The organism is Nakamurella sp. UYEF19 (assembly GCF_040546275.1).
GTDB lineage: Bacteria > Actinomycetota > Actinomycetes > Mycobacteriales > Nakamurellaceae > Nakamurella.
This window is the reverse complement of the sequence record NZ_JBEPNO010000003.1, coordinates 199,369-225,925: the sequence shown is the minus strand read 5'-3', so window position 1 is coordinate 225,925 and position 26,557 is coordinate 199,369. Positions and strand designations below refer to the sequence as shown.

The 26,557-nt window shown below is 69.2% G+C and carries 11 protein-coding genes; 5 read left to right on the top strand and 6 right to left on the bottom strand.

Annotated elements, in window-relative coordinates:
• Positions 1-6 precede the first annotated feature (6 nt).
• The 4 genes from ABIB25_RS07145 to ABIB25_RS07130 are packed head-to-tail and all read right to left on the bottom strand — an operon-like array spanning position 7 to position 15,505.
• Positions 7-9,303, bottom strand: coding sequence for a carboxypeptidase regulatory-like domain-containing protein (locus ABIB25_RS07145; RefSeq protein WP_354527735.1), 9,297 nt, complete (start codon positions 9,301-9,303; stop codon positions 7-9).
• Positions 9,300-12,266, bottom strand: a complete 2,967-nt coding sequence (locus ABIB25_RS07140; protein ID WP_354527734.1) for a carboxypeptidase regulatory-like domain-containing protein — start codon at positions 12,264-12,266, stop codon at positions 9,300-9,302. The genes ABIB25_RS07145 and ABIB25_RS07140 overlap by 4 nt, the downstream gene beginning before the upstream one ends.
• Positions 12,267-12,270: 4 nt before the next feature.
• On the bottom strand, positions 12,271-14,904 hold the full coding sequence (locus tag ABIB25_RS07135; RefSeq protein ID WP_354527733.1) for a carboxypeptidase regulatory-like domain-containing protein: 2,634 nt from the start codon (positions 14,902-14,904) through the stop codon (positions 12,271-12,273).
• 4 nt (positions 14,905-14,908) lie between these two features.
• Entirely contained in the window at positions 14,909-15,505 is a 597-nt protein-coding gene (locus ABIB25_RS07130; RefSeq protein ID WP_354527732.1) for a Pvc16 family protein, read from the bottom strand.
• A gap of 635 nt (positions 15,506-16,140) precedes the next feature.
• Between ABIB25_RS07130 and ABIB25_RS07125 the strand changes: the two genes are divergently transcribed.
• The 4 genes from ABIB25_RS07125 to ABIB25_RS07110 all read left to right on the top strand — a co-directional run bounded on the left by ABIB25_RS07125 (position 16,141) and on the right by ABIB25_RS07110 (position 23,216).
• A complete protein-coding gene (locus tag ABIB25_RS07125) occupies positions 16,141-18,171 on the top strand; it encodes an ATP-binding protein (RefSeq protein ID WP_354527975.1) in 2,031 nt (676 codons plus the stop codon).
• A 177-nt stretch (positions 18,172-18,348) separates the two neighbouring features.
• Positions 18,349-22,110, top strand: coding sequence for an eCIS core domain-containing protein (locus tag ABIB25_RS07120; RefSeq protein WP_354527974.1), 3,762 nt, complete (start codon positions 18,349-18,351; stop codon positions 22,108-22,110).
• Positions 22,111-22,209: 99 nt separating this feature from the next.
• Positions 22,210-22,695, top strand: coding sequence for a hypothetical protein (locus ABIB25_RS07115; protein ID WP_354527731.1), 486 nt, complete (start codon positions 22,210-22,212; stop codon positions 22,693-22,695).
• On the top strand, positions 22,680-23,216 hold the full coding sequence (locus tag ABIB25_RS07110) for a hypothetical protein (RefSeq protein WP_354527730.1): 537 nt from the start codon (positions 22,680-22,682) through the stop codon (positions 23,214-23,216). The genes ABIB25_RS07115 and ABIB25_RS07110 overlap by 16 nt, the downstream gene beginning before the upstream one ends.
• Before the next feature lie 238 nt (positions 23,217-23,454).
• Here ABIB25_RS07110 and ABIB25_RS07105 read toward each other — a convergent pair whose 3' ends face one another.
• Positions 23,455-24,363 (bottom strand): PAC2 family protein, encoded by a 909-nt coding sequence (locus tag ABIB25_RS07105; RefSeq protein ID WP_354527729.1) that lies wholly within the window; start codon positions 24,361-24,363, stop codon positions 23,455-23,457.
• Between the two features lie 210 nt (positions 24,364-24,573).
• Positions 24,574-25,068, bottom strand: a complete 495-nt coding sequence (locus ABIB25_RS07100) for a DUF2505 domain-containing protein (protein ID WP_354527728.1) — start codon at positions 25,066-25,068, stop codon at positions 24,574-24,576.
• Positions 25,069-25,298: 230 nt separating this feature from the next.
• Between ABIB25_RS07100 and ABIB25_RS07095 the strand changes: the two genes are divergently transcribed.
• Positions 25,299-26,363, top strand: coding sequence for a UDP-N-acetylmuramate dehydrogenase (locus ABIB25_RS07095; protein WP_354527727.1), 1,065 nt, complete (start codon positions 25,299-25,301; stop codon positions 26,361-26,363).
• Positions 26,364-26,557: the final 194 nt, after the last annotated feature.

Below are 26,557 nucleotides of genomic sequence, written 5' to 3'. Positions count from 1 at the left end.
GTCAGTTCAGGTCATCGGGACGGTGACGGTGTTGGCACCGGCCACCAAGACCTTGTTCGCAGTGCCGCTGTAGTTCTTCGGGGTGGCCGGCGCGGTGTCGGTCCAGGTCGCGGTCAACGTACGGGCAGTCGCGATGACCGGCACGTCCTGGATCAGACTCTTCCCGTTGAGGTCGGTGTCGGGTGCAGTGATCCCGGCGACGTTGATGGTGACAGCAGCTCCGGGGGTCGCGACGGCAGGACTGCCGTGGGTCACGGTGACCGTCACCATGGCCGCGATGTACGGCAGGGTCACCGGTACGGACAGCCCGGCCGAAGGGGTGAACGTCTGTGCGGTGCTGGCGCCGAAGGGTCCGGTCGGTGGGGTGGCCTTGATCGAGTAGAGGCACACGGAGCACTGACCCAGAATCACCGCCGGGGAAGTGGCAGGGGCAGCTGGAGCTACACCCGGTGCCGTCTTGCTGTACACCTGGGTGCCGTCACGGGTGATGGTTACCACGACATCGCTGGCAGCAGTGCTGGTCCGTCCGGTGACGGTCGCCAGCGACACCTGCGGGGTCACCGTGAAGGCCGTGAAGGCGACCGCGTTGTCCCGGGCGGGATCCGTGGCGATAGGGGCCGCCTGCACGTTGACCGTCTGTGTCGGCGCGGAGAGGTTGACCGTCGTCGAGGAGAGCGAGAACACCCACCCGGAGCCAGGAGCCAGGCAGAGGCTCGCCTGGCCATTGCTGTCGAGCACGGCCGTTGGGCTCGAGGTGCCCTTGGTGGCCGTGACGGTCAGGCCGTTCGCGCCGGCACCGACGCCGTCGACGAGCATCGAGACCGCCACCGGTACCTTCGCCGGGGCCAGTGCGACGGTCGGCGCGGCCGGGTTGGACGTCGCATTGCCGGCCGACGGGTTCGCGACGGTGAAGGTGGTCGAGGTAGCCGTCCACATGGTCGGTTCGACTGTCGGTTTGAACGAGTAGGACCCCTGCGGTAGGTAGACGGCAGCCGTCGCGGTTGCCGTCGACGTGCCGACAACCACCTGTGCCGCAATCGTTTTGGTGGTGTTGGCCACGGTATCGGTCAGCACCAGGGCCAGCGTGGCCGGCGCGCTGGCGGGTGCGGTCAGACAGGTGGGCATGTTCGGATCGATGATGTCGGTGTCCCAGGTGACGGTCAGGGTGGTCAGGGCCTGCTGGACCGCCAGCGCAGCCGCCACCACGGGCGGCGACGCGCTGACCGGCCCCTGCGGGACGACTACGGTCTGCCCGGTGAAGTTGCCCTGGTACGGCGAGTTCTTCTCACCGGTGATCGCCGCGGTCCAGGTACCGGTAGGCATCTGGGGCACGTTGACCGTGAACGGTCCGGTGGCCGGCAGCGTGAGAACCACTGCGGCATCGGTGAATCCGGTCACCGCTGTCCCGGTGCGGGTGAGTGTCACGGTCGCCCCGCTCAGATCCGCAGCGGTGCCGCCGGCGGCAGAGGTCACCGTGACGTCGACTGATCTGGTCGCCCGCGCCGTCAGGCTGAAACCGGCCAGTGCCGGCGGTGATTTGTTCAGGCCGGAGTCCTCCGTCACGGACGACGGGTACGTCGCGAAGGTGTAGCCCGGGAACTCTGCGACGACCGTGTAGACGCCGTCCGGCACGTTCGTGAAGGTGTAGAGACCGGAGGAATTCGGCTGGACCGACAGCGGGTCACCTTTGAGGTCGTTCTGGATGGCCGTGATGTCCTGAGCGGCCCGCATCGTCACGGTGATCCCGGTGTTCGGGGTGTTGCCGAGGAAGACCGTCCCGCTCTGGGTGCTGGCCCTCTGGTCCAGCGGGATGTAGACGTACTGGAGCGGCGTACCCGCCGCGATCTGCGTCTGCTGGCTGTACGTCCGGTACGCGGACGTCGGTGAGGACACCGTGATCGTGTAGACACCCGGTGGCACGGAGGGGAAGTCCACGTACTTGACGGTGGTGCCGCTGGACACGGTGCCGGTGGCCGTGGTCTCGCTGCACGCGTAGGTCTCCGGGGTGACGCCGGTGGCCGACGTCCGGACGATGGTGCAGTTGAACGTTGCAGGGCCGGCGATGCTGACCTTCACGGCCGGGAGCGACTCGACGTCGTTCAGGGTGAGATGGACCTGCAGTTCGACCGGCTTGACGGTCAGCTGGACCTGCAGCACCCCGCTGGCCAGGGTGAGGCCGCCGGTCGGATTCGCCATGGCGAAGTTGGCGGTGGCGTCGATGTCGATGGTGCCGACCTTGTTCGTGTATCCGGTCTGCGTCGCCGTGACCCGCCACGTGCCGGCCGTGAGCCCGTCGTTCGTGGTGTCACCGGTCAGGCTCAGGTCGCCGTTGATCGACGTGCTGCCGGCGAAGCTGGGACCGGACGGCGAACCACCGACCAACTTGACGACGGTGACGGTGGTCGACGGCAGGACCGAGCTGGTCCCGGCGCTCAGGCCAACCGTGTGGACGGTGATGGTGCCCAGCGGCGAGAGGAGGACCGTGCAGACGGTGGTCCCGCCGGGCAGGACGCTGAAGCCGGTCTTCGTGACCGTGCCGTTGGTGCAGCTGGACGTCGACAGGGTGGACTTGGTGAAGGTGTCGTTGGCAAACCCGGCAGCGTGCACGTTGAGCGTGTAGTCACCGAGCGGGGACTGGCCGGGGAAGGAGACGGTGTTCGAGGTGGCGGCAGCGCTGACCGTACTACCGGTGATCAGGGTGCCGGTGAGATTGAACAGACCCCCGTTGACGGGTGCGGCCCCGGATGTGCTGACCAGATTTACCTGCAACGTGCTGGTCCTGGTCAGCAGGAGGGTGGGGGGCGCACAGGTCGTCGTCGAACACGTGAAGGCCGCCGTGGTCGGCAGGTAGTTGCTGTTGCTGACCGAGATCTGGTACGTGCCATAGGAAACCAGTCCAGGGGGTGCACCGCCGGCCTCCTGCCAGAGGATCGTGCCGTTGGTCGGATCATCCGTCGAGGCGGCCACCGTCGCAGTGACGGCATTCACCCCGGCCGGTGACGTCACCGACACCACCGTCCCCAGCAGCGATCCGCCGGCGGGATTGGTGGTGACGATGCCGGTGAAGGTGGGCTGCTGGGTGAGAAGCAGTGTGGGACCGCAGGTTCGGTCTCCGGCGTTGCAGGTTAAGAGGCCGCTGGTTGCGCTGCCGTAGCCGGGGAGGGTGACGCGGATGCGGTAGTCGCCCGGCTGGGTGATCCCGGGGAACGGCAGTGCGCTGTCGGCCCAGCTGAAGTTCGCCGTCAGGCTGGCAGGCGTCCCGTCCGGGATCAAAGAGATCGTCAGCGTCGAGGATCCCGGAGCCTGGTTGACCAGGGTGAGCGTTGCCTTCGTCCAGTCGATCGCCGCTCCGTTCGGCGGCGGCACCGTGACCGATACCGAGCCGGTCCCGTGTGGATCCATGAGCAGCGCGACAGTGCCGATGTTGCAACCGGTCCCATCGGTCGCGCAGGTGAACTGCACCGCCTTGGGGGCATACCCGGCCTTGGTGAAGGTGAGGCTGTACGAGCCGGCCACGATGACGCCGGCGGGCTGGCTCGGGTCGGCCCAGTTGATCTGGCCGGTGGTCGGGTCGACAGTGACGCTGACGGGGCTCGTGTTCGGATTGGGCTGGGCGTTCACCGCGACATTGACCCCGCTGGTGGTGTCGGCCGCCCCGGTGATCGTCGAAGTGGCGATGACGGTGCCGGAGAACACCGGCAGCAGCCCGAGCTCGATCGCAGGGGGCGCGCAAGCGGACCCGGCCACGCACGAGAACGACCGTTCACTGATGTAGGTTGCGTACCCCGGCATCGACACGGTGATGGTGTAGTTGCCCGGGACTGTCAAACCTGGATAGGGAAGCCCGGGATCGGACCAGATCAGGCTTGTGAGGAGTCCGGTCGACGTGGTGTCGACCTTGACCGTCGAGGTGGTGCCGCCGGGAACATCGCTGGCCACCGTGACGATGGCCTTGTTCCAGTTGACCGTCGTGGTCCCGGGCAGGAAGCCGGCCACCGAGACGGTGCCGCCGCCGAGCGGGAACTCCAGGAGATTCACGCTGCCCGGACCGCAGGTACCACTGGAACAGGCGAACGTCGTACTAATGGAGGCGTACCCGGATTTGGCGAACACCACGGTGTAGCTGCCACTGGCAACGATCCCGGCCGGCTGGGCCGGATCGTTCCAGCTCAGCGTGCCGTCGGCCGCGATGTCCACGGTGATGCCGGAGCCCGGCGCCGACGGGATCGGCTGTGCTGTCACCGTTGCCGTGACCCCGGCGATTCCGCTGGTGTCGGCCGCGACGGTCGGAGTGGTCGTGACAGTTCCGGCGAAGACCGCCAGCCGAGCTAGGTTTCCGGCAGTCGGCGCGCAGACATCACCTACGGCGCAGGCGACTGGGGGACTGGTGGCGCTCCCGTAGCCGGGCACGGCAACCGTCAAGGCATAGGTGCCAGGTTGGATCACCCCTGCCAGATTTGCCGGCAGACCGGTGTCGACCCAGACGAAGTGGCCGATCTTGGGATCGTTGCCATCCCTTTCCACCGTCACCTTGAGGCCGGCGGTACCGGGTGGCGCCTTGGTGAGCGTGACGACAGCTGAGGGCCAGATGTCCGCACCACCAGGGAGCAACTCGGTGACCTTCACAGTGCCGGCTCCCGTCGGGAACATGGTGAGGGTGGCCGGGGCGCCGTTGTTGAATGCACACGTCAAGGACCCGGTGGGACACGCAAAGGGCACCGTGACAGGTTGATACCCGGTCTTGGCGAACGTGAGCGAGTAGTTCCCGAAGGAGATGACGCCTGCTGGTTGATTTGGGTCCTGCCAGGTCAGTGACGAGGTCAGGCCGGCCGTGTCGGCAATCCCAACGGCGACAGGCGTACCAGGCGGAGCGGGCTGCGGACTAACCGAAATGGTGACGCCGGCCAATGTCTCCCCGCTGATGGCTGGAGCTGGGACCAGCTTGATCGTCCCGCTGAAGCGAGGCAGCGGGACAAGGGTCGCGTCGAAGGCTGTGCAGCCGTTGAAATAGGTTGCACTGCAGGTGATCGCGACCTGCAGTGGGACATAACCCCGCAGTGAGACGGTAAATCGGTAGGGCGCACCGGCGGCCGTCGGCTGGGCGAGACCGCCCGCCAGTCCGGACGATTGCGCGCCCAGCAGGGTCGCGTCCCGGAAGATGACGCCGCCGTCCGCCGCCACCTTGACCGAGATGGAACCGGCGGCCGACGGCGCCGCATTGACCGTGATGTCGGCGTCGACCAGGGCGACCCCGGGCGGCAGCGACGGCGCCACGATGGAGCCGCTGATGGTCGGCAGCTGGGACATCGTCCACGCCGCGGCGGCGGCGGCCCTGGTGCCGAACCGGCAGTTCCGGCCGAGATCGCACCAGAGAGTGGCGTAGCCCGAGGCCATTCCGGCGCCGTTCGCGGCGGTGGCCGCCGCGCTGGAGAAACCGAGTTTGGTGGCACTGAGCGTGTAGAGGCCCGGCACTGCCTTGCCCGCGACGAGCAGGGAGTCGCTGAAGGAAAGGGTGCCGTCGGCATCGGCTTTGACCGTGATGTTGCCCGCCCCGGCCGGCTTACGGGTCACCACGATACTGGTGTTGGATGCATCGAGGGCGACTCCCGCAGGGGCCTTGAGATCGAGGCTCAGGTTTGGGAAGTCGGACGGCTGCGCCAGCAGCGAGATCGGCGGGATGACGCTGACCTGGCCGGTGAACCCGATGAGAACCCCGCTGGCGGAGTAGTTCTGGGTACTCGGGTTGTGGGTGACCGGGTCGTCGTTGGCGGCGACGCTGACCCCGATCGGCAGGGCGACGAGGGACGCGGCGCTCCCGTCGGTGTTCCGCATGACGGAGGCGGACTTCCCGGTGATCGCCACCGGACAGTCACTGGACTTCAGTGGGTACTGATTTTTCCAGCCGACGGGAACGATGGCATAGCAACCGTTCGCGTCCGTCGGAACCGTGACGGAACCCGACACCGGCGTCCGACCCGAGAAGCCGACCACCCCGGACACCTGGACGGGGGTGTTGGCGACGTCGCGGACCTCGCCGTCGACCGAGACGGTGACGTGCCCGACGACGGCGCCGATCGGCCCGGTGAGCACCTCGGTGATCGCCACCGTCTGGTTGAGGCCGATCGAACCCGTTGCCACAGAGGCGGTCCCGGGCACAGTGGTGGTGCCTGTCGTCAAGCCGGTCGGGATGTCGCCGCTGGCCCGCGCCGAGTAGGAGCCGAGCAGATTGGTGATCGTCAGGATGCCGTCGTTGGCGGTGGAATCGCCGGCGAGCGGCGAGCCGCGGCCGATCCCGCCGGCGTCGACCATGCCGACGACCGCGCCCTTGGCCGCCCCGAGGGCCAGGCTGGACAGGTTCGGCGCCAGCACTGTGACGGTGGCGCGGCCGAGTCGGTCGAGCGCGGTGTCGAACCGGTAGTCACCGCCCAGTTCCAGTTGCACCGCAAGCGGTGTCGTCGCCAGGTACTCACGGTCGGTAGGCAGCACCACGACCTGGTAGCCGCCGTGCAGCAGCCCGCGGATCTCGTAGGTTCCACCGAGACCGGTGACCGAGCACCTGGCCGTCGGTGACGCGGTGGCGACGCACGTGGTCGGGGTCGTCCGGGTGCAGGCCGTCGGCACCGCGGTCCCGGCCGGCACCGATACGACGCAGCTCGGCGTCACCGGGGTGCCGGCGTGCGAGGTGATGGTTCCCGAGATCAGGCCCAGCGGTGGCAGACTCACCTGCGGCGCAGGCGTCACCTGTCCCTGGGAGACCTGGATCTGCACCGTCGTCGGTTCGTAGCCCGGTGCGGACAGGGTCACGGCGTAGAGGCCGGCGACCAGCCCGGTGTCCTGCTTGCTGTCCAGGCTGGGCAGCGTGTAGTCCTCGGCGGGACCGGCGACCGAGGTGATGGTCCTGGTCGACACGCTGCGTCCGGACTTGTCGCGCACCGGCACGGGGACCGAGGCGGTCACCTCGCACACCGCATTGGCGATGGCCGCGCGGTCACAGGTCAGCGGACCCTGGGTGCGGGAATCGACGGCCCTGCCCTTGATCCGGGCGGTGGCCGGGAGTTCGGTGTCCGGCGCCCCGATCAGGTGCAGATTGGCGATGGCCGTTCCGGCCGCCGTCACGACCACGGTGGCCGAGGAGGCGACACGTCCGTACTGGGAGCCCTGCAGCACATAGGTTCCCGGTGGCACACCGGTGAAGCGGTAGGCGCCGGCCGGGACGGAGGTCGTCATGGTCTTGTACGACGCGGCCGATCCGGTCAGGATGAGACCGGCGCCGATCAGGCCACCCTCGGCGCCGTCCCCGACGACGGTTCCACTGACGGTTCCGTCCGCCCTGGTGAGCGAGACATTCACAGTAGCAAGAGAACTGCCCGCCGCGAGCGAGACCTGTTGGGTCTGCGCGGCATAGCCGCTACCGCTGACGGTCACGGTGTAGTCACCGGGGACCGGCAGGTCCGGGAGCGAGAAGGTGCCCACCGGACCGGATGTCACGGTGGTGGCGGTCCGGCTCGCCTTCACGCCCTGACTGGTGCCGGTGGCCGTGACGGTCACCCCGCCGATGCCGCCGAGATGGCCGAGTTCGTCGACCCCGCTGACGGTGCCGCCGATCGCCGCCACCCCCGGGGTCAGCGCGAGGTCGGCCTTGCCCGTGCCGCCGGCGGCCAGGGTGACCAATTTCGAGGATGCGCCGTACCCGGGGGAGCTGACCGTGACCAGGTAGGTGCCCGGGGTGGACAGACCTTTGACGGTCCAGATCCCGGTCTTGGACGACGAGCTGGTCTGCAGCGAGACGGTGCCGTCGGTGATGGTCACCGAGGCGGCGCCGACCTTGCCGCCGACGGCCGAGCTGGTGACCTTGCCCGACATCGACCCGTTACCGGGGACCAGCGCCACCTTCAGCGGGGTCGCGCCGACCAGGGTGGCCGCGTTCACCATGAAACGCTGGGTGGCGAATCCGGCCTTGGCCATCGTCAGGAGGTAGTAGCCGGGCGCACTGATGCCGGAGAACGAGAAGCTGCCGTCGGCCGCTGATGTCGTGGTCCGGATCCCGGTGTCGGTCGCTGCGGTGGCGATCCGCACCGCGTCCGCCGGGACCTTGCCCAGTGCCGTCGACACGGAGCGGAGGGCGGTGGCGGTACTCGGATCGGTGACCCCTGCCGCCGGTGCCGCACCCGCTGCCGCGGCCTCGACCAGGCTGGTTGGCTCGAGGGTGACCTGCACGCCCTTGGGGGTGATGCCGGTGATGGTGCCCGACAACCTGCCGGCCGCGGCATCGCCGGCACCACCGGCCCCGCCGGCACCACCGGCCCCGCCGGCTCCGCCTGCACCACCGGCCCCGCCTGCCCCGCCGCTCCCACCCGCAGCCGCGCTGCCGGTTCCGCCGGCACCCGAGCTCGGAGCCCCGGAGGACCCACCACCGGACGGAGCGCCACCGGACGAAGCAGCCCCCGAGGCCGCGGCGCCGCCCGACGGGGACGATGCCGCGGTGGCCGGCGCGTCGTTCTTGCCCGCGAAGTAGTTCGAGAGCTTCGGGATGCCGACCACGGCGGCGCCGGCCCACAGTGCGATCACCAGCACCGCGATCAGCAACCCGGTGATCCGCCCGCCGATCATCGGCTTGGATCTCAGCGTGCCCTCGGCGAACTCCGGTGCGCCCTGACCGCGCGCGGCGACGACGAACGTGTGGGTGTTCGGGTGGCCGATGAGCCGGGGGTGGGTGACCCGCACCCGACCCGGTACCGTCACCGTGCGCCCGGCCGGGACGACGATCATGGTGGAGCTCAACGACAGGGCCGCCCCCCGGGCCGCCGAACCGGACAGCCGCAGTTCACGGTCGACGTGACCGGGGTTGGTGATCTGCACCTTGACCCGCCGCGAGAACGCGGCCACCGGCGTCTGGGGCGACACCGTCATGGTGATCGGATCGCGGCCGTCCACTGCCAGGGTCGACTCGGCGACCCCCATCACCGGGCTGCCCTTGCCACTGACCGGGCTGGCTTCTGCGGCCACCACGAACGGGTACTGGGCGCCGAGGGTGCCGCGTTCGGGAACCAGCGACAACGTGATCCGGGTGGTCTCGCCCGGTTCGATCGGTCCGACCGGCAACGGCGGTGGCACCCAGCGTCCGTCCAGGCCCAGCACGGTGACGCGTAGGTGCGCCGGCTCGAGACCGCGGTGCGTCACGAACACCTCGAACGTCGCCGAATCACCTGCGCCGCAACGGATCAACGGTGCAAGTTCGACCAGCGGGCTGACGTCGCCGGCGGCTGGGCCGACCGGCGGGCGCGATGGCGGGAAGTCGGTCATGGTGTGCTCGCCGTCGCAGGTGGGATGCCGGTGGCAGGTGCGACTGCCGGGCTCGAGGTGGAGGAGGACGTGGTGGATCCGCCCGCCGGCGCCACCCCGGGGACCGTGGAGGTCGTCGAAGGAGTCGTCGAAGCAGTCGTCGGAGTGGTGGCCGTCGTGGTGACCGGGGTGATGGGTGTGGTGGCGACGGGGGTGCTCGACGTCGTAGGAGTGCTGGACGGGATCGTGGTCGTCGCCGGTGTGGTCGTCGCCGGTGTGGTCGCCGGGATCTCGCCGATCAGCAGATCCAGCACGGCGGCCTGACTGGCGGCCAGCACCAGGGTGGCCGAGCCGAGTGCGCCGGCGGTGGTGCTGCGCACCTCCACCACGTAGGCCTGCGGTGCGTCGACGTCGGGGAAGGAGTAGGCCCCGTTCACGTCGGTGCTGGTCGAGCGGTAGATCGTGGCCGGGTAGCGGGACGCCTGGTAGAGGTCGACCTCGAGCCCGAATACCGAGGTTCCGCTACGGCTGGTGATCACCCCGGTGATCGCGGCGGGCGGGATCATCACCGGGTCGTAGTGGAGGACCTGCCCGGCGGTGACGGTGACGATGACGGTCGTCGGGCTGGTGCCCGGTCGGTTCGCCGACAGCGTGTAGGTACCGGGGCTGATCCCGGTGATCTCGTAGCGACCCAACGAGTTCGACGGCAGGGAGGCGCTGCTGACGGAGTAGGTGTTGGTGCCGGAGGACAGGGTGATGACGGCTTCGCCGACTTTCTGGGTGCTACCGCTCGCCGCTCGTTGGGTGACGGTGCCGGTGATGAGCGCGGAGGCCGACGTCATCCCGACGGCGATGCCGCCACCGGTGGTGCCGGCGCCGCCGGACAGCGTTCCGTTGGCGTCGAGCGACACCGCCACGGTCTGCGACTGCAGATCGGACCGGGAGAACGTGACGGTGTAGGCCCCTGGGACCGGAAGGCCCGCCACGTTCCACGCGCCGACGCTGCCGGTGGACTGGGTCACCGTGGTCACGGTGGTGGCGCCGGTCGTGACGGTGACGGTGACGCCGGGGGCCGGCGTGCCAGCCGGCAGCAGGGTCACCGAGCCGGTCAGCGACCCCGACGACTTGGCCATCGCGAGCTGCACGCCGACCAGTTTCTGCCCGGCGGACAGGGTGAGGGTCGAGCTCTGGGTGGTGAAGTTGTCCTTCGTGACGGTCACCGTGTACGTGCCGGGGGTGACCAACCCCCGCAACGTGAAGGTGCCGACCGCGCCCTCGGTGAGCGACACGGTCTTGACCACCGTGGTGCCCGTGGTGGCGGTGACGATGGCCCCGGGGAGCGGGCCGTCCGGGCCGGTCACGGTGCCGGAGATGAGACCGTCGCCGGTGCGCAGCCGCAACTGCACGCCGGCCCGGTCCTCGCCACCGGCCAGGTCGATGCGTTGGGTGGCGGTCGCGAACCCTGGTTTGGAGACGGTCAGGTCGTAGACGGCCGGTGACGGCAGATCCGCGACCGAGAAGGTCCCGTCGGACCCGATCGGCAGCGTCTGCACGACGGCGCCGCCATTGGCCGAGTCTGCGGGGGCTGCCGAGGTCACAGCAGCTGCGGACGTCGGGGCGGCCGACGTCGGCGGTGCGGTTCTCGGTGCGGTGAGCGCGGGTACGACTCCGGGTGTGGTGACCGGTGCCGGGGTGGGCGGCGCACCACCGCGCGGCAGGTCGGACGCGGGCACCGACACGGTCAGCACAGCCGCGGCGACGTCGTCGCCCAGCACGCTGCCCGACACCGTGGCCGGCAACCCGCCGAGGGTGATCGCCAGGTTGGAGAGCTTCTGGCCGGTCTGCAGTTCGATGGGTTTGGCGTCGGCGCCGGTGAGCGCTCCGGGGTACCAGATCTCGGCGAAGCCGGCGCCACGGAAGCGGAGTTTGTAGGTGCCCTGCGGCAGCGAGGGGATGGTCCAGGCGCCCTTGTCGTTGGTGGCCGTGCTGGTCAGCGGTGACGCCAGCGCAGCGGCATCGAACAGCTCCACCGCCACCCCCGCGGCCGGCGATCCGTCGGTCAGCAGTTTGACCGTCCCGCCGAGAGTCGAGGAGCCGGAGGAGGAATCGGCCTGACGGGCCGCCGCGACCTGGATGGCCAGGTCCCGGTCGGCGGCCGAGACCCCGACCAGGCGGGACAGAGCGATCGTGATGACGACGGCGAAGACGCTGACCGCCAGCAGCAGGCTGAGCAACGAGATCGCCCCGCGGGCGATCCGGGCCTTCTGCAGCATCGAACCGGTCGCCAGTGGCTCGATCTTGGGGACCGCCGGAGCGACCGCCCCCGGCCTGACCCTCGTTCGGCGCGGGACGGTGGGCGGGTCGAGCAGGTCGGCGGGCCCGACCACGTCGACAGGTTCGTCCGGCGCGGTGCCGAGAGTGAAGGTGCGAACGACGGGGGTGCCGAACCAGCGGCGTCTGGCCTTGGTCCGCAGGTCGGTGATCGCGTGTTCGCCGGGTGCCAGGGTGATCACCTCCGGCACGAAGGTGAACTCGATCTTCTCCTCCGGGTCGAGGCCGACCGGGCGGGTGGTGAGCACGGTGTTGCCGGTGTTCTCCAGCACCAGCCCGAACCGGCCGGTGCTGCCACAGATCACCGTCATCGGGCTGAGGGCGAACTTGAGAGCCTGTCGCGCCGGTACCCGCACGTCGATCTCGGAGACCGAGATGGCCTGTGGCGGAGTGAGTTCTCGAACCTGGACGGCGATCCGGCGATCACCGGCGCCGACGCCCTTGGGGATGGTGACCACGGCGCGGACGGTCTCGGTGGTGTCCGGGAACAACGAGAGGTTCTCGGTCTCCAGCCGGACCCAACCCGGATCGGCGCCGAGCACCCGTAGGTGGTAGCCACCGATCAGGTCACCGGTGTTGGTGACCGTGATCGAGATGCTGAACGGGGTGTCCTGTTCGAGATCGATGCGCTTCGGAGTGACGTCGACCCTCACCTGCTCACCCGCTCTCGGAAAGCGGGAAGTTCTGCGTGACAACGCCTCCGGCGGAAATCGTGACCAGGGCGGTCCGGCTCACCCCGGTCGGGGAGGTGGCGGTGATGGTGTACATCCCGGCCGGCAGCTGGTCGATGACGTAGCCGCCGCTCGGCACCGTGCCGGAGGCTGCGGTCGAGGTGACCGGCCAGGTCCGCTTGCCGTCCGTCGCGGTGACGGCCGCGCCCGGCAGCGGGACTCCGCCGGGACCGGTGACCTGCCCGCTGATCCGGCCGAGCGCACCGCTCATCACCACTCGCAGCGGCGCCACCGGGGCAGTGCCGGTGAGGTTGACCGGCACAGTTGCCTGCGCGTAGCCGGGCACCGTGAAGCTCAAGGTGTACGCGCCGGGGGAGGGGAGACCGTCGAGGGTGAAACTCCCGATGGCACCGTCGGTCAGTGTGGTGGTGGTGGGTGGGTCCGCCGCGCCGCCGACGGTCACCACCGCGCCGCCGATGCCCTTGCCGGTGGCGTCCACCAGCAACCCGCTGACCTGGCCGGTGCCCTTGGTCAGCACCACCTTCAGGGCGTTGTCCGCCTTGCCGGGGCCGAGGTCGACGACGACCGTGGCTTGCCCGAAACCCGGACCGGTGACGGTGATGACGTAGGTGGCAGGAGTCGGCAGCTGCCCGAGGACGAAGCGGCCGACCTGACCGGTGGTGGGCGTTCCGGTGGTGACAGCCGTGCCGTTGACGGTGGTGCTCACGGTGATGCCACCGAGCGGGTTGGCACCGTCGGTGACGGTGCCGATGATCTGGCCGAGGCCCGACGACAGGAGCACCGACGGCTCGAAACGCTTTGCGCCACCGTTGACGTCGGTCTGCAGCGTGGTCGGCTGGTAGCCGGTTGCGGTGAAAGTCAACTGGTAGCTGGCGGGCGCCGGCAGGTTGGGGATCGTGTAGGCGCCGGTCGCCGTGGTCTTGACCGTGGCGACGGTCTTCCCCTGCGACTTGCCGCCCAGCGGGCGGACGGTGACGGTGGCGACGACCTTGTCGAGGGTGTCGCCGGGGTCGATCGAGCCGGTGACGGTAGCCGGTTTGCCGATGATCACCGCGTCGGCAGCGGTGGTGACGGCCCCGCTGGCCACGGTGACGGGTGCTGCGCCGGCCGGGGCTGCAGCCGCCGGGTGATAGACGGTGGTGAAGCCGACCGCCGAGAACCGCAGCTTGTAGGCGCCGGGGAAGAGCCCGGCCACCTGGTAGGTCCCGTCCGCCTGGGTGGCGGCCGAACTGACCACCACCGTGCTGCCGTCGGCCCTGGTGCGCAGCGCCTCGACCAGGATCCGGCCGACCGGAGCGCCGTCCGTCGCGGCCGTCACCGTTCCCGAGACGGTGCCGCCGAGGCCGGCCGGCATGGCGCCCGTCTTCGGCAGCGCTCCGGCCGGTGGCTCGCCGCCGGACGCGCCTGCCGCACTGCCGGACGCGCCTGCCGAGCCCGCCGCGCTGCCGCCCGCGCCTGCCGCGCTGGCGCCCGCGCCTGCCGCCGAACCGCCCGCCGCGCCTCCGGTTCCGCTGCTGCCGCTGGTCCCCGCGGCGCCCGGGCTGCCGGAAGCACCGGGGGTACCGACTGTGCCGGAAGGGCCGGCAGCGCCGGGGTTCCGCCCGTTGCTGGCCGCCTCCGACACCGCCACCTGCGTCCCGGCCGGTGGCAGCGCGGTGGCGAAGTACGACGCGGGCGCGGACTTCGTCATCGGGTCGCCGGCGAAGACCTGGCCGAGGCCGAAGAGGAAGACAGCGGCCCACAGCGCGATGATCGAGAGCAGGATGACGGCGGTCAGCATGCCCCGGGTGAACCACGGCCGCTGCCGCAGGGTGATCGGCGCGGTCGCCGTCAGCGGCTCCTCGCCGGCTTCGGGCAGATCCGCATCCGGGTCGTCGGGGTCGGTGATCGGCGTCCCGGCGGGGTTGCGGAACGGATCGGTACCCGGTCGTGGGGCAGGCAGCAGCGCCGTGCCCGGACCGATCGACGCGAGCGCGGTCGGCACGAGTTTCGGCACCGGTGTACTGCCCACCGGTCGGGCCAGCCCGGTCAGGGTGATCTGCCGGTCGGTGTCGGTCCCCAGGATCAGCCGGGGGCCGCGGACGGTGACCACCACGTCGCCGGCCTGGCCCGCCGGCACCGTCAGGCGGCTCGGCAGCAGGACGACTGACATCGCCTTCTCCGGATCGTTCGAGGCCAGGGCCACGTCGAGCGCCACGTTGCCGCGATTGGAGACGGTGAGGATGAACCTGGCCGAGCGGTGCGCCCTGATCACCTGCGGGCTGCACGCCATGGTGACGGCGGGAGCGCGCGGGACGACCAGATCGACGTCGACGTACGCGGCCTCGGTGTCGGGCTGCCGGGACAGCACCTCGACCGTCATCGGATGTCGCCCGGCCGGGAAGGTCGCCGGGAGGGCGAGGGTGAGCGTCAACTGCCCGGACGAATCGGGGAACAGCGGAAGGACGGGCGGCCGACTGCTGACGTGCTGCTCGGGCAGTCCGAGGACCCGCGCGGTGACGCCGTCGATGACATCACCGGTGTTGATGACGTCAACGGTGATGTCGGCCCGCTGGCCAGGGGCCAGATCGAGCAGGTCGGTGTCGGCTCGCACGCGCACGCGGTCAGCTCCTCCCGAAGGGAGACATGCTCGCGGCCCGTGCGGGTGCTGCGTAGGGGGCCAGCAGGCGTTCGACCCGTGCGACGCTCGTTGCCGTATCCACGAACGGCAACGCATCGCTGGCCGTGGTGACCACCAGCTCGAAGGAAGGCTTGATGGTGCCGCCGACCGTCGACCAGACGTCCTTGGCCCGGTTGTTGTCGTGCGGTGCGACGGCGATCTGGATGCCGGCGGTCATGTCGGCGGGCAGATGCTCCGGAGGAAGCACCTGGGTGAGCAGGAACGTGGTCATCACGTCGCCGATCAGTTGGTGCTCGTCGCGCACCGAACCGGCCCAGGCGGAGACCAGGTAGTGCAACTGCAGCATCGGGATGGGGCCGCGGCGCTGCCGGCGGCCGTTGACCTCCTGCTCCACCGCCGGACGTGGCGGTTGCGGCGACCGGCCGATGCCGAACAGGAACATGTTGACGGTAATTCGGTTCAACTGGGCGGACCACGTCCCAGAAGGAGAATCGAACGACACGTCACCCAGTGCGGTCGGCAACGGAAGCGCTTGCCGCACGAGCGCTTCAAGACCGGTGTCGATCGTCGGGATGATCATTTTTCAGCGTGCTCCAGGGGCACCCGCCGAGGGCGCAAGGAGTGGTGGGGACAAAGGATTACCTGCTCGCGCAGGACAGATCAGCACTCAACGTCATCGGTCAACGTCATCGGTCATCGGGCTCGGTCGTCGGTCTTGACACACGACCCACGCGTCACACAGGACCCGTCGGCTCGTCCAGATTGCCGGGTCCGACCGTTTCCGTCCAGCGGGGAGGAAGCACTCTCCGAGAGTGCACGTCGTGCAGATTGCTGCGGAGAGTGAGCAACTGGTGCACAGAAAATCTCTGCGGGACCGAATGAGTGGCTCCGGGGACATTGCTACAGGGCGAACAGATGAAAGGGGGGCGCGATTCGACTCAGCGATCGGAGTGAATCGGACATGCGCCACTAAAGAGTGGAAATTCTCACGGAAGGTAAAGGTCCGGATACGACGGGTTCTCAGGACGACCAGGGTCCTGATCCGAGCTGTGCCGGTGAACCGCCGACCGGCTGTGCAACGCTACGCGCCGGGCGGGTCGAACAGTCGTCGCGGGCAGCAGGCAGTCGAAGGACAGCGGGACAGTCGTCGCGGACAGCGGGCATTGGTGGCAGGCAGTGGTAGCAGATGGTGCGAGGAGGAACACGGTGGTCAGCATGATCGGCCGGCAACTGGGCGACGTCCGCGCCGCCGTCGAGCAGGCTGTGCAGCGCCGCGGCGGGGCGCAGTCCGCCGGCTGGACGGCGGTCGTCGCCGTGCTCCGCCGGGACCATCCGGACCTGGATGACGAGTCTTTCGTCGAAGACCAAGACCACTTAGCGCCGGTGGGAGGCGACGCAGCGCCGGTGGGAGGCGACGCAGCGCCGGACGGCGATCCGGCCGTCGAGGCAGGGACGGCCGGGCCCGATGCCTTGGAGCGGATCGCCGCAGTCTTCCGGCTCACCCCCGCCGAAGCCGATCTGCTGCTGGCCGCCGCCGCGCCGGACCTCGATCCGAACTTCGCCCTGGCCTACGGGCAGTTGCTCGGCGGTTCCGGGCCGCAACCGGCGTCGGTCGCGCTGCTGCTGGAGCTGGCCGGGATTCCGTTGCTCTCCGGAGCCGGGCGCGCCCTGCTGGGTCGGACGGCGCCATTGCTCCGGTGGGGGCTGCTCCAGGTGGCACCGGGTCCGCTGAATCTCGCCCGGGCGGTGACCGTCGGCGAGGACGTCGTCGGCACGCTGGTCGGACACCCCGTGCCCGAGCCGATCTCCCAGGCGATGGAGATCGGTTCCGCCGACATCGACCACCTGCCGCCCAGTGAATCCGCCTGTCAGCTGGCCCAGGCGCTGCGGGCCGGCACCTCGCTCTGCTGGGTCGAGGATCCGGCGGGGGCGGCCGGCCTGGCCACCGCCGTGTCGGCGTTCGAGCAGGCGGACATCGCCTGCGCCGTCTTCGACCTCGCGCTCCGGCCGAGTGGGGTCACCCTGCTCGACGCGGCGCTGCACGTCGTCCGGCGGGCGGGCCTGCTGGCCAGTGCGCTCGTGCTGCGCAGTGCGGAGGTGCTGGTCGGTGACGACCACGCGATCGAGGTGATCTCGCTGCTCTCACGTTCGCCGGTGCCAGTGGTGCTGATCGGGCGCTGCCGGTGGAATCCGGCGTTCCGACCCGAACTGCCGGTGGTGATCAGGGCGGCGCCGCTGGCTCCGGAGGAGCGGATTACGCTGTGGCGCAGGCACTTCACGGCCGAGCAGGTGTCGGGTGATGTGCTCGCGCCGTATCGACTCACGCCGGAGCAGATCGGGGCGGCCGGCCGTCACGTCGCGGCCCAGGCTGCCCTGATGCGCCGTTCTCCCGACGGTCAACTGGTCGCCGAAACCGTCCGGCTGCTGGGCGGGGCGGGGCGGATCCGGCCCGGTTTCGCGGCCACCAGAACGAGTTTCGCGGACCTCCAGCTGCCGGCGGAAACCCATGCGTCGTTACGCCGGCTGGGCGACTGGGTGCGGCTCCGGGACAGCGTGATCTCCCGCGGGCAGGTGCACGGCACCGGCGGCAAGGGCAGCGGGATCGCCGCGCTCTTCACCGGTGGACCGGGCACCGGCAAGACCCTGGCCGCCCACGTCATCGCCGATACCGCGGGGCTGGATCTGATGCAGGTCGACCTGTCGGGGGTGATCGACAAATACATCGGCGAGACCGAGAAGAACCTGGAGAAGATCTTCGCCGAGGCGGAGAACCTGAATGTGGTGCTGTTCTTCGACGAGGCCGATGCGCTCTTCGGCAGTCGCAGCGAGGTCAAGGATGCCAAGGACCGGTACGCGAACCAGGAGGTCTCCTACCTGCTGCAGCGGATGGAGCACTTCAACGGGATCACCGTGCTCGCAACGAATCTGCGGGGGAACCTGGATGCTGCCTTTGCCCGCCGCATGCATTTCATCATCCATTTTCCCGATCCCGATCAGCCCACCCGAAAGTTGCTGCTGGAGCAGCTGCTCGGTCGGGTCGGCGAATTGGACGCCGCTGATCCGATCGATCTCGATCATCTGGCGGCGACGATCGAACTGGCCGGCGGCGACCTGCGCAACATCGTGCTGGCCGCCGCCTATGACGCGGCCATCGACGGGACGGGGGTCGGAGCGCGGCATCTGCGCGCCGCTGCCCTGAGAGAGTTTGCCAAGCTCGGCAGACGGGCACCTGTCGGCTTGCTCTGACCCCGCAGACTTTGCCTTTTGTCCGATTGGTTGCAGACAGTACGGATTTGACTCACCCATGCGGGTCAATGTGTCCCCCCACTGGTCGACGCGATGTGATCAGGCCCGGGGATACGATCAGGCCCTCCAATCAGATGACCGGCTTGGCTCGGGGAATGGGTGCGGTGCGTCTTGACCATGCTGTCGGACCGGACCAGAAAAGCTGCACGGCGCCAGGATGTCTTCGCCGAAGCCGTTGCCTCCGATCAGTCGATGTTGCCGGCGGTCGAACCGTCGGCGCCGTTGGCATCGCCGGCGGTCCGCCCGGTCAGTGGTGCGCTGCGGGAGCCGAATCCCCTGCGGCGCAGCCGTTCCGTGCCAGAGACGCCAAGGCCTGGCCCTTCTGCTCCGGAGACCCTGCGGCTTAGCCGTTCTGCTACCGCCGATCCGTTGGGCGGCAGTGACGTCGATCCTGGCATCGCCGACGCGCTGCGTCGCCGCGCGGGCGGCGGCCAGCAGCTGCCCACCACCCTGTCCGGCAGTCTGGGCGAACATTTCGAGCAGGACTTCTCCTCGGTGCGGGTGCACCAGGACGCCGAGGCCGGGAACATCGCCGGCGCGCTCGCCTCCCACGCTTTCACCCATGGCAACGATCTCTACTTCGCCCCCGGGAAATTCAAGCCCGACGCTCCGGACGGGCAACGCCTGATCGCCCACGAGCTCGGCCATGTGGTCGCCCAGCGCACCGGTGCCGACACCGGGTCCGGCGGTGGCCTGACGGTCGGCCGGGCCCAGGATCCGGCCGAGGCCGCCGCCGACCGCGCCGCCGACGGAGCCATGTCGGCGCTGCGCCGCAAGGCTTCCGGTGGTGAAACCCACCAGCACGGACAATGCCGCTGCCCACCGGCCGAGAGTGCTCTGCGTCGTTCGGCCGCGCCTGGTTCGGTAGTGCGTGGTTCGGCAGTGCGTGGTTCGGCAGTCCGTCGTTCGGTGGTTCGCCGCGAGGGTGACACCGCGGTGGCAGAGAAGGGCAATACTTTCGAAAAGGGCTCCGGCGCATTTGCCGGGAGCAAGAAGGAATCCGAGGACGGCGTCAACAAGAGCACGTCCAAGGCCGTCGCCGGCGCCTGGGGCGAGGCGTCCGCCGAACATGACTCGTTCAACGGCAAGGTGGCCAAGAAGGGCAAGGCCGAGGCGTCCGGGATGGCCGGCGCCGAGGCCTACCTCACGTTGATCAAGACAGCGACGCCGGAGGAGCTGTCGGTAGCCTTCGAATCCTGCGCCAGGGCCGGTGTTTTCGGCAAGGCCGAGGCAGTGGGGGAGATCTCGCGCGGCCCGCTCAAGGCCGGCGGAGAAGCCTCCGCCGAAGGTGGCATCGGGGCGTCCGCCGGAGCGAGTGGATCGGCCACGATCGACCGCAGTGGCAAGATCCCCAAGCTGGAAGCGGCTTTCGCCGCCTTCGCCCAGGCCGGTGTTGACTTCAAGGTCGCAGCTTCGGGTTTCGTCGGGATCGGGCCGGCGCAGATCATGGCCGCCGTGGAGGCCGCCGGGTTCGCCGGGGTCAGGGCCAGCGCCGAGGGTTCGGTGTCGATGAACGCCAAGGACGGGCTCACCGTCAAGGGCAAGGCCGAGGCGATGGCCGGCGCAGAGGTCTCCGGCAAGGCCTCCGTCACGGCGAAGCTGGGCAACCAGGAGGTGACCGCAGCCCTCGCGGGCGAGGCATTCGCGGGAGCGAAAGCCTCGGCCGAGGGCAAGGTATCGATCAGCCTGACCGGGATCGAGGTCAGCGGCAAGGCCGAGGCGTTCGCCGGGGTCTCCGCCGAGGCGTCCGGCTCCTTGGAGTGGACCAGCAAGGGCCGCACCATCTTCGCCGCGACCGGCACGGTCACCGTCGATGCGGGGATCGGCGGGAAGGCCGAGGGAACCTTCGTCTTCAAGAACGGCAAGCTGTCGATCAGCTTCGGCGCCAAGGCGGTTTTCGGGGTCGGCTTCGGGGCCGAGCTCGCCGCCGAACTGGACTTCGTCGCCCTGGGTGGGGCGATCTACGGCGAGGTCAACGACGCCATCAACCGGAGCAGTGTCTCGATCGGCGATTCCGCCGGCAAGATCGACCGGCAACCGGTCGTCGACCAGCTCGTGGCCATCGGGCTCGTCAAACGTGGGTACGAGGCCTACATCGCGGACTTCCGCGGGTACGCGGGCAAGAAGATGAGTGACGGCAAGAACGGCATCAAGAAGGAGCGCGTGCAGGAGATCCTCGACTTCCGCCGTGGACAGGTCGGCATGGACCTCGTCTACGGCGAGACCGACCAGGGCATCACGAAGGCCGCGGTCGAGGCCTTCGGGCCGTTGCTGAAATCGATTGTCATCAAGGGCGGCAAGATCGAGTCCTTCACGCCCGCAGCGTTCACCGAGGTCGCCGGCATCCGGAAGAAGAACACCCAGGACACCACACTGGCGGCGTTCCGGACGGCGCTGTCCACCGAGGTCGGGAAAGTCCGGACGGCGGGTGCGAACATGCCGGATCCGGAGATGATGAAGAAGGTCATCGGGAAGCACTACGGCAAGGTCAGCGCGGCCAGGACGCCGGACGAGGCCGATACCGAGATGGCAACCATCGTCGAGGATGTGTATGCCGGGCTGATCTCCGGGTTCACCATGAAGGCCGGGGTACCCGGGTCGTTCCGGTTCGACGCAAAGGCGATCGGTGACAAGGACAAGGCGGCCGCGGCAGGCAAGGTCGAGGGCCCGATCAAGGCGACGCTGGCCGAGATCACCGCCCTCTGCGCGGCTTACGCTGCAAAGAAGGCAGAGTCGGGCAAGAACGGCATCAAGGGTGAGGTCATCAACTCCAAGATGGCCGGCCAGGTGAAGAAGCTCAATACCGGCCTCGATGCGCCCGCCCAGAAGGAGATGGACGCCAGGATCGCACAGGCGATCAAGGACGGACTCGGCGGCGCGGCGAAATCGTTGACGGTCGACGGTGGCACCATCACGGTGCTCGACGCCGCCGACGCCAACGCGATCAAGAAGGGCAACGCCGACGACAAGCTGGCGGCCGTGCGACAGACCGCCTACGCCGCGGCAACCGAGCAGTTCGTCGAGTACGCGGCCAAGAAGGCGCGGAAGGGCGACAACGGCGTCAAGCCCGACAAGGTGCAGGCCATCGTCACGACGGCCTACAAGAAGGTCGGTACCGACCCGGCAGCGATGGCCGAGGCCGACGCGAAGCTGGCCGAGGAAGCCAAGAAGGCGTTCGGGGACATCATCAATCACCTCACCATCACCGGCGGGCAGGTGGTGATGGTGGTCTCGCAGACGAAGACCAAGACCGTGAAGGACAAGGTCACGTCCGACAGTGCAAGGGTCGGCGCCGATTTCGGCGAGGAGGACGGCAACAAGCGGCGGTACAACGTGCGAAATGCGCTGCACGAGAAGCTCACCACCTACTTCACCAGGATCAGGGCCAACCCCCGCGGCGTGCCGACCATCGGCGAGGTGCAGCAGATCGTCACTGCCGGCATCTCGAAGTTCCGCAGCGAGATGACCTTCGACGACGCGAAAGCCGAGCTGCAACGGGCGATCTCGGAAGCCTCGGACGGCTACTACCGGGTCAACCGGGTGGACGACTCCGGGACCCTCTACGGCGCCTCGGCCGACATGTCGGCGCTGCTTGCTCTTCGTGGCAAGGACGGCGAGGCGAAGAAGGACGAGGTCGTCCTCAAGGCGCTGGCCTCGCCGCTGGCCTCGCTCGCGAAGACCTTCTACAAGAAGCGGCCGACGCTCACCACGCTGCAGGCCGTCGTCGACAAGGCCGCCAAGGGCTGGGGCGCCGGGGCCGACACCGCGACACCGGTCGACGAACTGATCAGCAAGGCGATCACCCTTGCCTTCGATGACAAGATCAAGGAAGTCGTGGTGACCGGCGGCAGGGTCGTGGTGCTGAAGATCGCGAGCTGATGGTGCCTGTCGTTCCAGTCCTGTCCGGGGTCCGGCCGTCCGGCGGATTTTCGGTGCTGTTGAGAACATGGTGCTGTTGAGAAAGGTGCTGCCGCTCCCGTGGACGTTCCCACCCTGATCCATTTCTACAGTCCGGCGACCGGTGTCTCGCTGGAACTGCCGCCCGGGTTCGAGAACGGATTCTCCGACGAGCGCAGCGCGCAATACGAATGGCGTGACGACGAGGACGAGGAGGTCCTCGCCCGGCTGGTCGTACTGGTCTTCGCAGCCACCGACGCCGACGCCGGGGAGGCCGCCGTCCGCACCGTGGTGGAAGCCTTCGCGGATGCCGACGGCGACCTGATCGAGGAGCGCGTCGTCCGGATCGACGACTGCCCGACGGCCACCGTGGTCGTGCACCTGCCCTACGGCGTCAAGGGGTCGACCCCGATCACCGGACCGGGCAGCGCAGACGTGCTGGTGCACTTCACCGCCGCCGCTTTCGACGGGGCCATTCGCACGATCAGCGGGTTCGCGCCGTGGGTCGAGCGGGACAGGTGGACTGCGATCTACGACGAGGCGGTAGGGTCATGTCGGTTCCTGTGAGTGCCGGGTCGCCGGGCTCGGGCGCACTCAGTGGTGGCCAGGTGGGTTCGGGTAGCCGCCCGGCGGGGATGAACAGCATGGCCCGGTTGGACCTTGGCATCTCGCTGTTGGTGCCGGACGGTTGGAACATCGACGGTGACGAGAGCCGCATCCGATTGTTCGGCCCGCCAGAGGACGGGCGCCGCCCCACATTCACCCTGCTGCAGGGGGAGCCCGAGGCCGACGGCGAGCAGTGGTTCACCGGGTTCCGCGAGGCTGCCGTCGAGCGGATCGCCGCCACAGCAATGAGTTTCGAGCGGTTGTCGGTCGATCGGTTCGTGCTGTCCAGCTTCGTTGATGTGACCGCGCTGCACTACCGCCGTGACGAGGGCGGTGCACCGGTCAGTCAGCTGCAGGCCTACCTGTGGGCGAGCAGTTCCCGCATGCTGGTCGCCGACGCCGCCACCGCGCGCACCCACGAGGCTCGCGATCTCCCGATCTTCGACGCCATCCTCGCCTCGGTCCGCCTGCTGCCACTCTGACCTGCCGCGCTCCAACTTGCCTGTCACCAAGGGCTGGTGGCCGACCGGTATGACGCAGGCTGCACCGGGAGCCGGCCGGTATGACCCAGGCTGCACTGGTATGCCCACCCGCCGTCATACCGGTGACGTCTGGGTCATACCGGTGGCGACGCGGCGTGGGTTGGGTCATACCGCTCAGCCCGGCCCACCCCACCCCTCAGCCCGGCTAAAACCAAGCCTGGTAGTCGGAGCCCCAGGCTCAGGGGCGTTCGCGGTCGGCCAGGAAGGCCTCGAACTGAGCGCCGAGCTCGTCCGCGGTGGGCAACGGCGCGGATTCCGCCAGCAGACCTCGGCCGGTGGCCGAGACGAAGGCGTCGTACTGCTGCTCCAGGGCCTGCACCATCTCGGCGATCTCGGTGTTCTCGGAAAGTTGGTTGGCCAGCTGGACCTGAACAGCCGCGGCGGCGGCGTCGAGTCCAGAGGTTGGGAGCAACAGGCCGGTCGCGTCGGCGGTGGCCTGGATCAGCGTGCGGGCCGTCTCCGGGTAGTCCGAGCGGGCGACGTAGTGGGGGACGTGGGCGGCGAACCCGATCGCGTCCCGGCCGGCCTGGCCGAAGCGGTACTCCAGCAGCCCGCTGGCATGCCCCGGGACCTGCACGGTGCCGATCCAGTCCTGCGGGCCGTCGATCAGCTCGGGGCGGGTGGCGTGGGTCGACATGCCCGTCGGGCGGGTGTGCGGGACGCCCATCGGGATCGCCATCAGTCCGACCGTCAGGCGGACCGCGAAACGGTCGGCGATCTGGCCGACGGCGGCGGAGAATCGCTCCCACTGCACGTCGGGCTCGGGTCCGGTCAGGAGCAGGAAGGTGGCGCCGCCCTCGTCGACCATCGCGCGGATGACCAGCTGCGGGGCGTCGTAGTCGATGAAGGCGTTGCGGGCGAACGTCAGGGTGGGGCGGCGGGCGCGGTAGTCGATCAGCTGGTCGACGTCGAACGTCGCGATGACGGTGCCCTCGAGCTTCTCCAACAGCTGGGCGACGGCCAGGCTGACGCCGGAGCCGGCGTCGACGTACCCGTCGAGAGCGTGCACCAGCACCGGGCTGGCCAGATCCTCGATCTGGGGGACTTCGAGGTGCAACTCGTAGAGCTCACCCGGTTCGCCGGCCATGTGGTGGCCCTCCTGAACGTCTCGTCATGCAGCCCCTCGAATGCGGGCGTGCCTCTCCATTGTGCGTCGTCGGCGCACGTCATGAATGCCAACGGCCGGTTTGGTGGCCGCATTCCCGCGGTTGGGTCCGGGACGTCGGAACGATCAGCGGCACCGCCGATCTGGACCGAGCAGCACGCAGCCCTCTGGGCCAGTAGCAGGGCCGACGCGTCAGGAGGTGAGAGCCGTTGCGGTGTATTCGTTCTCCCGCACCAGAAGGGCGTCCACCTGCTCGACGACCACGGCCTCGATCTTCCCTCCGAACAACGGGATCGGCACGCTGGCCTGCCCGTCGACGGTGAAGGTCGAGCCGGCACCGGAGGCGACCAGCGCCATGGTGCCCTTCAGCGAGGCCGGTGCGCCCTTGATCACGACGGTGAAGTCGGCCTGGTAGCCCTCGCCGTCGGTTCGCCAGTTCTCGGTCCGCTCGGTGACCGGGTCGCCCGAGATCATCGATGCGACCATCGACGGGAGGGCGGAGGACGGGATCGACTGCCGGATGACGACGGTCGCGGTCTCCGCCTGCTTCTCCAGGCTGACCACCGAGGGGTCGGTGCCGCCGGTCGCTTCGAGCCGCGCATCCAGGAAGGCCCGGTCGGTGAAGAGCGAGAAGACGGCAGCCGGCGCGGCGGTGAATTCATGGGTGACGGACAAAGAGGTGGGCAAGGCACTCGCTCCAGAGGTGTGCGGGGACGGTCGTCGAGCTCTGAACAACAACCCTAGGCCAGCCGGCCCGCCGGCCATCGCCTGTGTCTCCTCCAGTACCCAACGCAGACGCGTCGTACCCGGTGGCAGTGCCCAGTGTGGACCCGTCGTACCCAGCGCCGACCCGCAGCAGCCAGCCGGTGCCGGGCGGACCCGGCCCGAACCGGTGCGCCACCGCCTACCCTTGGCCGGTGCCCCGTCCCGTGCTGCTCTCCGACCTGACCACCCTGCACCTGGGCGGCCCGGCTCCGGACCTGGTCACGGTCACCTCCGCCGGTGAACTCGCCGCCGCGATGCAGGACCACCAGCGGGAACAGGTGCTCGTCCTGGGCGGCGGGTCGAACCTGGTGATCGCCGACGCCGGCGTCAGCGGCCCGGTGGTGCGGATCAGGATCCCCGGCATCACGATCGCCGCAGATCGGCCCGACGGCTCGGTCGACGTGACGATCGGCGCCGGTGAGGACTGGGACGGCGTCGTCGCGCAACTGGTCGACGAGGGCCTGACCGGCCTGGCCACGCTGTCCGGGATCCCCGGCAGCTCGGGTGCCACGCCGGTGCAGAACGTCGGGGCCTATGGATCCGAGATCGCCGACACCTTGTTGCAGGTCACTCTTTTCGACCGGACGACGGGTGAGATCCGGGTCGTCCCCGCCGAGGATCTGCATCTGGGCTACCGCAGCTCCGACCTCCGGGGGACCGAGCGTGCCGTCATCACCGACATCACCCTGCGTCTGCACCGGCGACCGACGCCGATCCGCTACGCCGAGCTGGCCAGGACTCTCGACGTGCACCCTGGGGACACCGCCCCCGAACCCGTCATCCGGCAGACCGTCCTTGCGCTTCGCCGCAGCAAGGGCATGGTGATCGACGCCGGGGTCGACGATCCGGACACCCGCAGCGCCGGCTCCTTCTTCACCAACCCGATCCTGGACGACGCCGAAGCGCAGCGGGCCGATTCGGCGATCCGTGGGTGGCTCGGTCCCGACGTGACCTATCCGCGCTACCAGGCGGGTGAGGGCGAGACCAAGTTGTCGGCGGCCTGGCTCATCGAGCGGGCCGGATTCGGCAAGGGCTTCGACGGACCGGGCGGACGGGTCGGCGTCTCGAGCAAGCACACCCTGGCGTTGATCAACCGCAACGGCACCAGCGCCGACCTGATGGCCCTGGCACGGCAGATCCGCGACGGTGTCCGCGAGGCGTTCGGGGTGCAACTCCGCCCGGAACCGGTCCTCCTCGGCATCAGCCTGGACGACTGATGGCATGCGGACCGGCCGACTGAGGCAGCCCGGCCAGCCGACTGACGGCACGGCCCACGACCGGCCAGGATGCTACGAATCACATCTCCTACCAGTCGGTCAGACAGGGACTTCACCGCCAACCCTTACCGTTAGGGGATCGACCCGTCACGGTTGACGGTGGGCCGCGCGCGATTGTCGCCGGTGAGAGCGAA

Coding starts and splice junctions, on each gene's coding strand:
- ABIB25_RS07125 (WP_354527975.1), top strand. CDS start 16,141: ATGATCGGCCGGCAACTGGGCGACGTCCGCGCCGCCGTCGAGCAGGCT.
- ABIB25_RS07145 (WP_354527735.1), bottom strand. CDS start 9,303: ATGACCGACTTCCCGCCATCGCGCCCGCCGGTCGGCCCAGCCGCCGGC.
- ABIB25_RS07120 (WP_354527974.1), top strand. CDS start 18,349: ATGCTGTCGGACCGGACCAGAAAAGCTGCACGGCGCCAGGATGTCTTC.
- ABIB25_RS07110 (WP_354527730.1), top strand. CDS start 22,680: ATGTCGGTTCCTGTGAGTGCCGGGTCGCCGGGCTCGGGCGCACTCAGT.
- ABIB25_RS07130 (WP_354527732.1), bottom strand. CDS start 15,505: ATGATCATCCCGACGATCGACACCGGTCTTGAAGCGCTCGTGCGGCAA.
- ABIB25_RS07105 (WP_354527729.1), bottom strand. CDS start 24,363: ATGGCCGGCGAACCGGGTGAGCTCTACGAGTTGCACCTCGAAGTCCCC.